The sequence below is a fragment of the Saccharothrix sp. genome, assembly GCF_031180885.1.
Taxonomy (GTDB): domain Bacteria; phylum Actinomycetota; class Actinomycetes; order Mycobacteriales; family Pseudonocardiaceae; genus Actinosynnema.
Window position 1 is genome coordinate 16,125 of record NZ_JAPSLK010000078.1, and the last position, 13,205, is coordinate 29,329.

Sequence of the window (13,205 nt, forward strand, 5' to 3'; positions counted from 1 at the left end):
CCTTTTGGCGGCTCGCGTGGCCCTCGACGCGGGCACCACCCTGATCAGGTCGTGGCATCGAGGTGGGAGGGGACGGCTTGATGGCGGCGGAGGGTGTGGGGGTTCCCGAGTCCGGTCCGCTGGCGCCGGCGGCGACTCGGCTGGCGTTGGCCCGATCGCGGGTCGCTCCGGGGCCGGAGGACGTGCCGTCGCCGGACGGGGTGCGGCCATGGGGGCTGCGTCGGGCCGTGCGGGCTCGTCCCGGTCGCGCCCTGCCGGCGTGGCGCTACGACGCGGGGCGGCAGCAGGCGGTCGACGCCGCCGGTGTGCCGTTGATCGACGGCCCGGTGGCCGGGGATCCGACGGCGCACACGACGGCGACCGTGGACCGGGAGGACCCGCCCAGCTCCGAGGACTGGATCAACGACTGATGACGGTGCTGGTCCTGGCCGCCGAGCTGGACCTGACCGCCGACCGCATGATCAGGGTGCTCGGCGAGCGAGAGGTCCAGGTCGCCCGGTTCGACACGGCCTGGTTCCCCCAGGCGGCCGTGGTGGACGCCGAACTGCGCGACGGGCGGTGGCAGGGCACGCTGTCCGCCGGCGGCCGGACGGTGGTGCTGCAGGGGGTGCGGTCGGTCTGGTACCGCAGCCCCGGCGCGTTCGACTTCCCTGCCGGGTTGTCGCCCGTGGAGCGGCACTGGGCCATGACCGAGAGCCGGCTGGGGTTGGGCGGGGTGTTGGCGTCGCTGCCGGTGACGTGGGTCAACCACCCGGCCCGGCACGCCGACGCCTCCTACAAGCCGGTCCAGCTGGTCACCGCCGCGCGCTGCGGGCTGACCGTCGCGCCCACCCTGGTGACCAACCACGCCGCGGCGGTGCGGCGGTTCGCCGCGCGGGGCGACACGGTGTCCAAGGCGCTGGGCGCGCCGTCGGTCCGCGAACGCGACGGCCGCAGGGTCGCCTTCACCCACGTGCTCGACCGGGGCGACCTGGCCGACCTGCGGGGGGTCGAGGTCGCCGCCCACCAGTTCCAGCGCTGGGTCCCCAAGGCATTCGAGGCCCGGGTGATCGCGGTCGGGCGGCGGCTGTTCACCGCCGCCATCCACGCCCGGACCGCGCAGGCCCGGGTGGACTGGCGCACCGACTACCAGGCCCTGTCCTACCAGCGGATCGACCCGCCGGCGCACGTCGCCGACGGGGTCCGGGCCTACTGCGCCGCGCTGGGCCTGCTCTACGGCGCGTTCGACTTCGTCGTCCGACCGGACGGCGAGTGGGTGTTCCTGGAGTGCAACGCCGGCGGCCAGTATGGGTGGATCGAGCAGGAGATCCGGGCGCCGATCACCGAGGCGCTGGCCGACCTCCTGGCGAAGGAGGCACCACGGTGACCGCGACCACCACCGGCTGGCGGGAGCTGGCGCGCAGGCTGGCCGACGAGATCGCGGCCGAGGGCGCGCTGCGCTCGCCGGACTGGCGCGCCGCCGTCGAGGCCACCCCGCGCCACGTGTTCGTCCCCGTGTTCCACCGGCAACGGCCCGACGGCGGGTGGAGCACCACGACCTGCGGCGACGAGGGGTGGCTGGACGAGGTCTACCGCAACCAGCCCCTGGTCACCGCCCTCGCCCGAACCCACGACGGCGACCAGGTCACGGTCTCCTCCTCGACCAAACCCGGCCTGATGCTCCGGATGCTGGAGACCCTGGACGTCCACGACGGGCACCGGGTGCTGGAGATCGGCACCGGCACCGGCTACAACGCGGCCCTGCTCGCCCACCGCCTGGGCCCGGACCGGGTGTTCTCCGTCGACATCGACGAGACGCTGGTCGAGTCCGCCCGCGCCCGCCTCGCCCAACTTGGGCCACCCCCGACCCTGGCCACCGCGCACGGCGCCCGCGGCCTGCCCGGGCACGCGCCCTTCGACCGGATCATCGCCACCTGCTCCCTGCCCGCCGTCCCCTGGGCGTGGGCCGGCCAGCTGCGCGAGGGCGGCCTGGTGCTGGTCGACCTCAAACCCTCCACCCACGCCGGCAACCTCGTCCTGCTCACCCGCCACACCGACCGCCTGGAAGGCCGATTCCTGCCCCGCTGGGCCGCGTTCATGGCCATCCGCGACACCGACAACCCCCCGGACGCCGCCCTCAGCCCCGCCGCCGCGCCCGTCGCCGGGCACCGCTCGGCGACCCGCCTGGACCCGACGCCGTGGTCCTGCCTCGTGCCGTGGTTCCTCGCCCAGGCCGAGCTGCCGGGCCCGGTCGCCTTCGGCCACCGGGGCATCACAGGCGAGGGCCCGCAGTGGGCGGTGTTCGGCACCCCGGACGGTTCCCGCGCCGCCGTCCGCGTCCAGCCCGACCCGGCGACCGGCGACCGCGACGTGCGACAGACCGGCCCGGTCAGGCTGTGGGACGCCGTCGAACGCGCCCACCGGCGCTGGGACGACCTCGGTCGGCCGGGCTGGGACCGACTCGGCCTGACGGTGACACCCGACGGACACCACCGCGTGTGGCTCGACACCCCCGACGGCGCCACCGGGTGGGACCTGACCCGACACGACGCCGCCGGGGATCGCTGAGCCACGGCCTCGACAGTCGCCCGGGACAAGCCTTGAGCGGCGTGACGACGATGCGGGCCCACCACAGTCCCGGCACCGACGAACCCGGCCCGAGGGAACACGAGTGCGAGTCGCTGCGCCGAACAGGCGGCGACTTCTTGGACTCCCGCTCGTGTGGAAGCGCCTGAACGACAACGACGTCATCGACCTGACCGGCGCGGAGGTCTACGTCGAAACCGGCACCCCATCACCGGCGGCAGGTGGTACGTCCTCGCGGACGGTGAGCAGGTGTACGTCCGCACCGCGGACGGCAATCTCCAACACGCCCTCCGTCGCGCGAGCCAACTGCGCCATTCCCGCCACGGGTCTATCTCGTGATCGGTGTGTTCGGCGTTGTTGATCAGTAGGTTTCGGCGTTCGGCCAGCGGTCACCGAATGTGATGGCGAAGGCGTTGAGCACGGGCTTCCAGCGCATCGTCCACCTGGCGCGGCCCGTTCCGGTCGGGTCGAGGCTGCGGGTGACAAGGTACAGACACTTCATCGCGGCCTGCTCGGTCGGGAAATGTCCACGGGCGCGGACCGCCCGGCGGTAACGGGCGTTGAGCGACTCGATCGCGTTGGTGGAACAGATCATCCGCCGGATCTCGACGTCGTAGCCGAGGAAGGGCACGAACTCGTCCCAGGCGTTGCGCCACAACCGGATCATCGCCCCGTACTTGCGCCCCCACTTCTCCGCCAGGTCCTCCAGCGCGGCGGCCGCCGCATCGGGGGTGGGCGCGGTGTAGATCGGGGTGACGCCCCGTTTCACCGCGTCCCAGTCCTGCCGGGCCACCAGCCGGAAGGTGTTGCGGATCAGATGCACCACACAGGTCTGCACGACGGTCTGCGGCCACACGGTCGCCACCACCTCCGGCAGCCCCTTGAGCCCGTCGCAGACGAGGAAGAACACGTCGTGCACGCCGCGGTTCTTCAGGTCGACCAGCACGCTCATCCAGAACTTGGCGCCCTCGCCGCCGGTGCCCACCCACAATCCGAGCACGTCCTTGCGGCCGTCCACCGTGACGCCGATCGCGGCGTAGACCGGCCGGTTGGCGACCTGGCCGTCGCGGACCTTGACCACGATGGCGTCGAGGAACACCGCCGCATAGACGGCGTCGAGCGGACGGGCGGCCCAGTCGTTCATCTCCGCGACCACCTTGTCGGTGATGCGCGAGACCGTCTCCCTCGACACCGAGGCGCCGTGGATCCCGGCGAAGTGCGCCGAGATCTCACCGGTGGTCAACCCCTTGCCGTACAACGACAACACGATCTCGTCGACGTCGGTGAGGCGACGTTGCCGCTTCTTGACGATCTGTGGTTCGAAGGTGCCTTCCCGGTCGCGGGGCACCTCGATCTCCACCTCGCCGGCCGCATCGGAAATCACCGTCTTGGTCCGGCTGCCGTTGCGCACGTTGGTCGACTCGCGTCCGGGTTCCGCGCGGTTCTTCTCGTGGCCGAGGTGCTCGGTCATCTCCTCGGCGAGGGCGGTCTCCAGCACGTTCTTGGTGAACAGCTTGAGCAGGCCGTCCGGGCCGGTCAACGCCAGCCCCGCGCTTTGGCCTCGGCCACCATCGCCGCCGCGGCGGCCTGCTCCGGCGACAGTTGCCGCCCGGTCCCGGTCCCGGTCTCGCTCTTGCGTGCGCTCACAAGCTCAGATGTCATCACTCACAGTGCCCATCCCGCCGGACCCCAGGCCCGGCGTGTCGGGCCGGACACACCGATCTTGAAACAGTCCCTTCGGTGGCACAGCTACGGCCGATGTTTTCGGTGCGCGGGCGGCGATGCGTCCTGAGTACCTGCCTTCAAACCCCTGGTTGATCATCTGGAGTGGACATTTGGATGGTGGCCCGGAGGTCCGCTGGCGGTGGGGTGTCGTCATGGACGGTTCGTGCGCGTCAAAACCAAATAGATGCGGCATACATGCGGCTCGACACGCAGGTGAAGCTGCTCAGATGAACCGCGCATGACTCGGTGGGTGCCACCCTCGACCTATGAGCCTCTATCGAGCACCTCGTCCCCGGCGCGCCGAGTCTGCGGTTACATTCCCGCGAGTCGCGCGGCCTACGCATCTGCGCCGCCCTCTCGATCGCCGCAGACGGCGGTTACGCCCGAGCTGGTCATGGAACTGGACCGCGAAGGCGGCGGTGCTCGCCGCCTTAGCCGCCACCGGCGGCGTGTACTTCACCGGCCGGTCGTTGGAGGCCACCCGGCAGGGCCAGCTGACCGACCGGTTCACCAAGGCCGTCGACCAACTCGACCGTACCGGCACCGACCACCTCCAGGCCCGCCTGGGCGCGATCTACGCCCTGGAACGCCTGGCCCGCGACTCCCCTCGCGACCACCCGACCGTCGTCGAGGTCCTCTCCGCCTTCATCCGCACCACAACACCACAACCCACCACTGTCTTTGACTTGTCGGCGGATCTACCGGGGATTACCTGCTCCGAGCCCTACAACGTCGCCCCCGACATCCAAGCCGCGCTCACCGTCCTGGGCCGCCGCGACAGCACCCACGACCAGACGGCCCAAATCGACCTGCACAACACCTGTTTGGGCAATGCGTACCTAAGCGGCGCGGACCTAACCAACGCGAACCTGCGCAATGCATACCTCACCCACGCGGACCTTCGCGACGCGGACCTTCGCGGCGCGACGGTCCACGGTGCGAACCTCACCCACGTGGACCTTCGCGACGCGAACCTTCGCGGCGCTACGGTCCACGGTGCGAACCTCTTCGACGCGGACCTTCGCTACGCGGACCTCACCGGCGCGGACCTTCGTTACGCAAACCTCACCGGCGCGAGCCTCATCGGCGCGGACCTCAGCTACGCGAACCTTGTGGGCGCGCACCATGACGAGAAGACCGTCATCATCGACGTCGTGATCAACGACGGCACCAGGGGGGTGTGGTGGTGACGGCTGTCCGGCACCGATGATCAGGATGGGGGCGCTGGTCGTTACCGGCGCCGGATTCGGTGGCGGCGACGAGGCGACGGTCAGCGTGTTTCGCCGAGGTGACGACTGCGTTGGACGCGGTGCTGAACTCGCCGGAGGAGCCGGCGACGGCGTTTGCCGGGCGACCACGCTAGAAGCGTCCATCCACCCACCACGAGCCCCGCCCACCGACCGGAGCAAGACCCCGGACGCGTCGACCAGAGCACACACCCACCGAACACCGCCCCTACCCGGTCGAACACGGCATTCGGACTCGTAACCGTTGTCGCTCAAGGGAAAACGATTTAAGGACGGGCACTGACAGGAACGACGTCTGGATGGAGGGCTGGACCACGGCACCCGGCGAAGACGACGACTGGGCACGGCCGGTCCCCGTGCCTGTGGTGCTGGCGGCGCCACCGCCAAGTTCGTGACCTGCCCTGGGCGACGTGGTGTGCGACGTTGGCGGTGCGCCGACCGTTTTCGGCCGCGGGATGAACGGCTCGGGGTGTGGGGATCAGAAGTGGTCGGGTAGCCAGGGTTCCTGCGCGGTGGTGGCGCGGATGACTGTGCTCAGGGCGGTGGGTTTGTCGGCGCGGACGCCGGCGATGTCGGCGGCGGTGGTGGTGCGGTAGCCGCCCGCGTACCAGACGGCGAGCTGGTGCGGGGTGAAGGTGACCTCCGCAGGGGCGGTGGTGGGTTCGACTTCGGCGCGACCGTCGGCCAGGCGCAGGTGGTACCGCTGGGCGGGGTGGTCGGCGGTGGCGGTGACCTCGATGGTGGTGCTGGTGTCGAGGTCGGCGGGCCAGCCGCGCCGGCGCAGGGCGGCGGCGGTGTCGAGGATGCGCAGCATCCAGGGGTGCCAGGCGGTGGCCGTCATGCGGCAGCGGTGCAGGTTGTGTACGAGGGTGGGGTGGGGTGGTAGGGCGCCGCGGCGGAAGTCGATGGTGGCGGCGCGGGTGTTGTGGCCGCCGAGGAAGGCGAGCATGGCGTGGGTGGTGTCGTGGTCGGCGGCCCAGAAGTCGTGGACGGTCAGGGTCATGCCGTGCCGGTCGCGGCGTGAGGTGGCCAGGGTCAGCACTCCGCAGGTCGTGCCGCCCGGTGGGGTGAAGCGGTAGGTCTCCAGCGTGCTCTTGCGCGTCTTCCAGTCCCACCACCAGTCTGGGCGGTCGACGGGGGCGTTGTGGTGGCGGGCGAGGTCGCGTTGCAGGTCGCGGGCCTCGGCGGTGAGGCCGTGGTCGATGTCGAGGTCGTGGTGGTCGGGGAAGGAGCGGCGCAGGTCGTCGGTGGTGACCGACCATGCCACTACCGGGGTGGGGGCCTGCCAGCCGAGGCGGCGGGCGTAGCCGTTGGCGACGGTGGAGACCGTCGAGATCACCGCGCCCTGCTCGCGCAGGGGGGCGAGGCGTTCGGCGACCATGTGCGCGGCGAGTTGGTCGCCGCGTTCCTCGGGGGCGACGCATCCGGCTGCCAGGCAGGCGCTGGGCACGGGGTTGCCGCCGAAGAACTGGTCGACCAGCAGGCCTAGGCCGCCGGCGACGACGCGGCCGTCGCGCACGGCGACGCGCAGGTCGGCGTGGTCGCGCAGGTGGTCGATGTCGGCGACGGGGTGGCCGTAGCTGCGGGTGGCGACGGCGGTGAACTGCTCGCGCAGGTCCTCGTCGTCGTGGCCGGTGGTGAAGGTCAGCGCGGTCAACGGGGCCTCCGGCTAGTAGTGGGTGGCGTCGCGGACGCGGTCGGGGTCGCGGGGGACCAGGAAGGTGCGCCGGTAGCGCAGCACCTGCTCGCCGTGCTGGTTGTGGGCGGTGGTGGCGCAGGTGACGATCCCGTCGTCGGGACGGCTGTTTGACGGGCGGAGGGAGAGGATCTCGGTGTCGGCGTAGAGGGTGTCGCCGACGAAGACGGGGCGGGTGAAGCGGACCTCGTCCAGGCCGAGGTTGGCGGTGGTCAGGCCGCTGGTGCTGCGCACGGTCATCCCGGCGACGATGCCCAGGGTCACGGCGGAGCACACCAGGATCCGGCCCCACGGGGTCTGGGCGGCGTAGTGGGCGTCGGTGTGGATCGGGGCGGGGTTGCCGGTGAGCATCGTGCCCAGCAGGTTGTCGGTGTCGGTGACGGTCCGCCCGGGCCGGTGCTCGATGATCAGTCCGACGGTGAACTCGTGGTAGCCGAGCCCGACGACCTCCCGGACCCGCCCGGTGGCGACGCGCCGGTAGCCGGGCGGGAGCGGGCCGTCGACGCGGACTTCCGCCGCCGGGGTGTGGTGGTCGGTGCCGGTCATCGCCGGTCGACCTCGGCGAGCAGGGCGTGCGCGGCGGCGAAGAACGGCGGGCCGACCATGTGCCCGTCGACGCTGGTGATGCCGCCGCCGCTGGCGGCCTCGGCGGCGAGGACGGCGCGGGCGTGGGCGATCTGGGCGTCGGTGGGGGTGAACACCCGGCGCAGGATCTCGACGTGGCCGGGGTGCACCGCGCCCTTGCCGTAGAAGCCCAACTTTTTGGCCGCTTGGGCTTCGCGGCGCAGGCCGTCGAGGTCGTGCAGGTCGAAAGCCGGCGCGTCGACGGCGGGCAGCCCGGCGGCGGCCGCGGCGGTGACGACGGTGGCGCGGGCGTGCAGCAGCGCGTCCCAGTCCAGGCCGCAGCCCACGGTGGCGGCGTAGTCGGCGGAGCCGAACACCACCCCGCCCAGGCGCGGCGCGGCGACGATGCTCGCGAGGTTCGCCAGGGCGCGCGGGGTCTCGATCAGCGCCCACAGGTGCGGGGTGTGGGTGGCGGTGTCCAGGGCGGCGGCGGCGATCTCGATGTCGCGGGCGGCTTCGACCTTGGGGATCAGCACGACGTCCGCGCGGCGGGGGCAGGCGGCCAGCGCGAGCAGGTCGGCCAGTCCGTCACGGGTGGTGGTGGCGTTGATCCGTACGCCGCGCACCGGCCCGGCCGTGGGCTGCTGGCCCAGGAAGCGGGGGACGCTGTCGCGGGCGGCGGGCTTGTCGGCGGGGGCGACGGAGTCCTCCAGGTCGGCCATTGCGACGTCGGCGGTGCTGGTCAGGGCTGCGGCGAAGCGTTCGTGTCTGATCGCGGGGGTGATGATCCACACCCGGCCCGGTCGGGGCGTCGCGCAGGCGGCGGTGTTCATCGGCCGCCGTGCCCTTCGAGCTGGTCGACCACCAGGCGGTCGATGTCGCCGAGGGTGGCCGCGCGGGCGATGTCCTCGTCGGCGACGGTGATGCCGAGCCGTTCGGTCAGCAGTACCGACAGTTCGACCACGGCCAACGAGTCGACCCCGGCCTCGTCCAGGGACGTGTCGGGGACCAGCAGGTCCTCCGATACGCGGATGTCGGCGCTGAGGATCTTGATCAGTTCGGCGTTCACGGCGGTGGTCCTCCTTCGTGGTGGTGGTCAGGTCAAATCGGGCCAGGTCAAGGTGGCCGCACCCCGGGTCGGCCCGGCTCCGAAGGCGGTGCGCAGCAGCCGGTGCCCGGCGACGAGGTTCCCGGCGTCGGCGGTGTGGGCGAGCAGCAGCGGGATCGATGCGGCGCCGGTGTTGCCGACGGTCTCGATGTCGTGCGGACGCCGCCGGTCGGGGATCGGGAGTCGGTTGGCTGCAAAGTCGGTGATGCGGCCATTGGCCTGGTGCGGCACGAACCGGTCGACCTGGTCGAGTCGCCACCGGGCGGCGGATGCGGCGTCGATGGAGGCGCTGGTCATGCGGTCCACGGCGTGGCGAAACGCCTCCTGGCCGCGCGTCGCCAGCGCGCCGGGCCGGCCTGGCGGCGCCCGGGTTGCCGCCACGACGGCCAGGTCCTCGGTGCTCTCGCTCTGTGTGACGTGGCGGGTGGTGACGCCGGTGCGGCTGCTGATCCAGTCGTCGGTGGCCCCCGGCGGGGCACCCGGGTCGTGATTGGTCACCACGCCGGTCGGCGTGGCTGCGCCGACCCCGCACAGCACCGCCGCCGTGCGCTCGCCGCGCGGGGCGCAGTGGTGGCTGCTCACCGGAATGCCTTCCCGAGGCCGGCGGCGACCTCGGCGATCAGGTCCTCCTGGCCGGCGACGACCTGCCGGTCGCCCAGGGCGAAGAACAGCTCGACCGGGTCGACGCCGTGCTGCTCGGCGGCCGCGAGGACCGGGGTCTTGAACCCGGAGAACACCCCGGCCAGGCCGCTGACCAGGCTGACCGTGTCGATCGTCGGCGGCGCGGGCATCAATGCCTGCTCGGCGAGGTCGGCGGCGCGCAGCAGCGCCCGCAGCTCGATGCCGGTCTCGTGGCCGGTGCGTTCCAGCAGGGCGGCCAAGACCTCGATGGGGGTGTTGCCGGCTCCAGCTCCGAACCCGCGCGCCGTGGCGTCGATGATCCGGGCCCCGGCGGCCACTGCGGCGAGCGAGTTGGCCACGGCCAGGCCGAGGTTGTTGTGCCCGTGGAAGATCACCGGCACCTCCGCGCCGACGGCCGCGCGGATCGCGGTGACCCGTTCGGTGACGTCGGCGGGCAGGTAGTGCCCGGCGGAGTCGTAGAACCCGACCGCGCGGGCTCCGAACCGCACCAGCAGCGCGCACTGCTCGGCCAGGCGCAGCGGGCTGGTCATGTGGCTCATCAGCAGCACGCCGTGCGGTTCGGCCCCGAGGTCGGCCGCGACGCCGATGTGGCGTTCGGTGACGTCGGCCTCGGTGCAGTGCGCCGCGACCCGCACCACCGTCGCGCCGCGGGCGACCGCTGCGCGCAGGTCGGCGGCGGTGCCCCAGCCCGGTGCGAGGAACACGCCCAACCGGGTGCGCTCCAGTTCGGCACGGACGGTGTCGAGCATGACCGCGTCGGACAGCAGCGCCCGCCCGATCTGTAACGACGAGGCGCCCAGGCCGTTGCCGTGCCCGACTTCGAGCACCGGGACCCCGGCGGCGTCGGCGGCGGCGGCGTAGGCCCGTAACTGGTCACGGTCGAGCCGGTGGCGCACGGCGTGGTGCCCGTCGCGCAGGGTCGGGTCGTGCAACAGCACCGGCAGCGCCGACGCCTCGGGCGCGGCCGTCCCGGCCACGGGCTTGCCGTCGGTGGCCGGTTCGAGAGCCGGGGTGGTGGTGGGCATCAGCGGCGTCCTCCCGCTCGGGCGGCGGCGTGCTGCTCGCCCAGCAGCACGGCGGCCGCGGTGATGATGTCGAGGTTGCCCGCGTGCCGGGGCAGCCGGTCGCCGGCGGCGTCGACCTGCACCGCCACCGAGACCCGCTCGTCGGTGACCGCACACGACGACACCTGGTAGCCCGGCGCGAACTCCCGCACCCGGCGGGCGGCGTCGGCGACCGCAGCGCTGATCGCGTCGCGCGGGGCAGCGCTGGTCAGGACGGTCACCGCGACCCGGAACGGCGGCGCTGGCCGCGCGGGGGAGAGGTTGGCCATCACCTTGACCTCGGCCGCACCGCTGAAGCGCCGCACGGCGTCGCGGGTGGTGGCCAGGTAGTCGTCGATGTTGAGCCGGGTCGCGCGGCCCGCGGTGCCCGACGCCGCGGTGCACACGACCTCGACGTAGTCCAGGGTGGTATGCCCTGCCACGGCGTGCAGGACCGGCACGGCGGCCTGACCGCCGCAGCTCACCAGGCTCAGATGCCGCCGGTCCAGCGCCTCGCGGCCGTTGACGGTGGGCACGATCATCTCGCCGAGCCGCGCCGGGGTCAGGTCGATCAGCGTCGCCCCGGTTGGCTCCAGCGCTTGCCAGTGGCGGGCGTGGGCGTCGGCGTTGGAGGCGTCGAACACCACCTCGACGTCCGCTCCGGTGTGCAGCAGGGCCTCGATCCCGCCGTCGGTAACCTCGCAGCCCATCGCCATCGCCCGCCGCAGCCCCGCCGACTCGCGGTCACGGCCCACGACCAGCACACACTCCAACCCCGGCGACCGGCCGATCTTGTCGACCAGGTCCAGGCCGATCAGCCCGGCGCCCAGCACCGCGACCCGCGCGGGCGTGCCCGTTCCCATGCCGTTCTCCCTTGTCGCAGCGGTGGTCGTGCGGGTGGTCATCGGACCCGCAGGTGCACGGCGGGCAGGTGCGGGCAGTGCGCGCGGACCTCGGTCCCGGCGCGCAGCTCGACGCTGGCGTGCACCGCCCCGGCCAACACCAGGTCCCCGGCGCGCAGCCCGCCGCCGAACTCCTCCAGCCGCCGCGCCAGCCACACCAGCGCGGCCAGTGGGTCGCCCAGCACCGCCCGGCCCGCGCCCGCGGCGGTGGGCACGCCGTCGACGTCGAGGACGATCTGCGCGTCGGCCAGCTCGAACTCACTCGGGGCGACGGCCTCGCCGAGCACCACCCGCGCGCACGAGGCGTTGTCGGCGACGCTGTCGACCAGCCCGATCCGCCAGCTCCCGAAGCGGGTGTCAATGACCTCCAGCGCCAGCAGCACCTGGGCCACCGCGCCCCGCGCGGTCGCCGTGTCGACGCCGCCGCACAGGTCCTCGCCCAGCCGGAACGCGATCTCAGCCTCCACCCGGGGCGCCAGGAACTCCCCGACGTCCAGTTCGCCGCCGTCGGGCAGGACCATCCGGTCCAGCAGCACCCCGGAGTCCGGCTCGGCCACGCCCATCTGCGCCTGCATCGCCTGCGAGGTCAGCCCGACCTTGTGCCCGACCGGCCGCGCGCCGCCCGCCACCCGCAGCTCGATCCCGGCCGCCTGTACCCGGTAGGCATCGGCCAACGTGAGGCGCGGGTGGCGTGCGGCCGACGGCGTCACCGCACGCCGGTCGCGCTGCGCGGCCGCGAGCAAGCGCGCTTCCTCCGTGATCCACCGCGCGGCCGGCCGGGCTTCCGGGCAGTCGAACTGGCCGGGCAAGGGGTCGGTCGTTTCGGATCGGGTGTCCAGGTCCGGGTGCGTCATGCTGCCCTCCGGTCGGCGGTGCTCGGGCTGGGTGCGGCGGCCGCGTCCGCATTTCTGCGTGCCACCCGCGGGCCTCGTCGGCTTGACTCGCTGACCTGCGACGTTCACCCGACTAGGCCCGGTGTGTAGTCAATCGGCTACGTGCCGTCAGCGGTACGGTGTCGCGCAGGGCAACCGGTATAGCAGGTATAGAGGCGGGGGCTCATGACCATCGGCACGGCACGACCAGCCAACCGGCGCTTACGCGACCTCGTCGCCGAATCCGGCCTGACCTACCAGGCCCTGGCCTCGGCGGTGCGCGCCGTCGCGGCCGAGAACGGCGTGGCACTGCGCACCAACAAGTCCGCCGTCGAGCATTGGATCTCCGGATCGACCCCACGCGCCGACACCGGCCGCTACCTGGCCGCCGCCCTCTCCCGTCGCCTGGGACGCCTGCTGTCCCCCCGAGATCTCGGTCTGGCGGCCGACGACGAACCCGGCGACGATGCCTTGATCGGGTTGACCCTCGCGGGCGACCCGTTCGAGACGTTGGAGTCGATCTGGAGGGTCGAGTTGGACCGGCGCCGCTTCCTGCTGCACTCCGCCTATTCGGTGGCCGCCGCCGCCCTGCCCCTGCACCACCTGCACGACGCCGTCGCCCGCACCGCCGCCGCGGTGCGCACCGGCCACACCGTCGGCATGGCGGAAGTCCAGGCTGTGCGCGACATGATCGGCGCGCTGACCGTGCTGGATGAACGGCACGGTGGACACCACGGCCGCACCGCCCTGCTGACCTACCTGCGCGACGACGTCGCCCCGCTGTGCCGGGGCCGATTCCGCACCGACGACGTCCGCCGCGAAATGCTCTCCGCTGCCAGCC

12 protein-coding genes and 2 pseudogenes are annotated in these 13,205 nt (G+C 72.6%); 5 read left to right on the forward strand and 9 right to left on the reverse strand.

Going from position 1 to position 13,205, the window contains the following annotated elements; genetic code table 11:
* Nucleotides 1–80 precede the first annotated feature (80 nt).
* The 3 genes from tgmA to RIN75_RS40735 are packed head-to-tail and all read left to right on the forward strand — an operon-like array spanning nt 81 to nt 2,547.
* Nucleotides 81–410 carry a putative ATP-grasp-modified RiPP gene (gene tgmA, locus RIN75_RS40725; RefSeq protein WP_309117465.1) on the forward strand — a complete coding sequence of 110 codons (330 nt, stop codon included), beginning with the start codon at nt 81–83 and terminating at the stop codon, nt 408–410.
* The gene (gene tgmB / locus RIN75_RS40730; RefSeq protein ID WP_309117466.1) at nt 410–1,366 is read left to right on the forward strand and encodes an ATP-grasp ribosomal peptide maturase; all 957 of its coding nucleotides are present in this window, start codon (nt 410–412) and stop codon (nt 1,364–1,366) included. The genes tgmA and tgmB overlap by 1 nt, the downstream gene beginning before the upstream one ends.
* Nucleotides 1,363–2,547 (forward strand): methyltransferase domain-containing protein, encoded by a 1,185-nt coding sequence (locus RIN75_RS40735; RefSeq protein WP_309117467.1) that lies wholly within the window; start codon nt 1,363–1,365, stop codon nt 2,545–2,547. The genes tgmB and RIN75_RS40735 overlap by 4 nt, the downstream gene beginning before the upstream one ends.
* 379 nt (nt 2,548–2,926) lie before the next feature.
* Here the strand turns inward: RIN75_RS40735 and RIN75_RS40740 are convergent.
* Nucleotides 2,927–4,114, reverse strand: a pseudogene (locus RIN75_RS40740) (IS256 family transposase); the annotation flags it as partial.
* A gap of 625 nt (nt 4,115–4,739) precedes the next feature.
* Here RIN75_RS40740 and RIN75_RS40745 point away from each other — a divergent pair.
* The gene (locus RIN75_RS40745; protein WP_309117468.1) at nt 4,740–5,480 is read left to right on the forward strand and encodes a pentapeptide repeat-containing protein; all 741 of its coding nucleotides are present in this window, start codon (nt 4,740–4,742) and stop codon (nt 5,478–5,480) included.
* 535 nt (nt 5,481–6,015) lie between these two features.
* Here RIN75_RS40745 and eis read toward each other — a convergent pair.
* From eis to RIN75_RS40785, 8 genes are read right to left on the reverse strand one after another with little or no spacing between them, the layout of a single operon-like run.
* A complete protein-coding gene (eis, locus tag RIN75_RS40750) occupies nt 6,016–7,194 on the reverse strand; it encodes a GNAT family N-acetyltransferase (protein ID WP_309117469.1) in 1,179 nt (392 codons plus the stop codon).
* A gap of 12 nt (nt 7,195–7,206) precedes the next feature.
* Nucleotides 7,207–7,779 carry a MaoC family dehydratase gene (locus RIN75_RS40755; RefSeq protein ID WP_309117470.1) on the reverse strand — a complete coding sequence of 191 codons (573 nt, stop codon included), beginning with the start codon at nt 7,777–7,779 and terminating at the stop codon, nt 7,207–7,209.
* Nucleotides 7,776–8,630, reverse strand: coding sequence for a CoA ester lyase (locus RIN75_RS40760; RefSeq protein ID WP_309117471.1), 855 nt, complete (start codon nt 8,628–8,630; stop codon nt 7,776–7,778). The genes RIN75_RS40755 and RIN75_RS40760 overlap by 4 nt, the downstream gene beginning before the upstream one ends.
* A complete protein-coding gene (locus RIN75_RS40765) occupies nt 8,627–8,866 on the reverse strand; it encodes an acyl carrier protein (RefSeq protein WP_309117472.1) in 240 nt (79 codons plus the stop codon). The genes RIN75_RS40760 and RIN75_RS40765 overlap by 4 nt, the downstream gene beginning before the upstream one ends.
* A gap of 27 nt (nt 8,867–8,893) precedes the next feature.
* Nucleotides 8,894–9,487, reverse strand: coding sequence for a 3-oxoacyl-[acyl-carrier-protein] synthase III C-terminal domain-containing protein (locus tag RIN75_RS40770; RefSeq protein ID WP_309117473.1), 594 nt, complete (start codon nt 9,485–9,487; stop codon nt 8,894–8,896).
* Nucleotides 9,484–10,572 carry a 4-hydroxy-2-oxovalerate aldolase gene (gene dmpG / locus RIN75_RS40775; protein WP_309117474.1) on the reverse strand — a complete coding sequence of 363 codons (1,089 nt, stop codon included), beginning with the start codon at nt 10,570–10,572 and terminating at the stop codon, nt 9,484–9,486. The genes RIN75_RS40770 and dmpG overlap by 4 nt, the downstream gene beginning before the upstream one ends.
* Complete coding sequence (locus RIN75_RS40780) at nt 10,572–11,453, reverse strand: acetaldehyde dehydrogenase (acetylating) (protein ID WP_309117475.1); 882 nt, start codon at nt 11,451–11,453, stop codon at nt 10,572–10,574. Before RIN75_RS40780 ends, dmpG begins: the two co-directional genes overlap by 1 nt.
* Before the next feature lie 38 nt (nt 11,454–11,491).
* On the reverse strand, nt 11,492–12,346 hold the full coding sequence (locus RIN75_RS40785; RefSeq protein WP_309117476.1) for a fumarylacetoacetate hydrolase family protein: 855 nt from the start codon (nt 12,344–12,346) through the stop codon (nt 11,492–11,494).
* 204 nt (nt 12,347–12,550) lie between these two features.
* Here RIN75_RS40785 and RIN75_RS40790 point away from each other — a divergent pair.
* Nucleotides 12,551–13,205, forward strand: a pseudogene (locus RIN75_RS40790) (hypothetical protein); the annotation flags it as partial.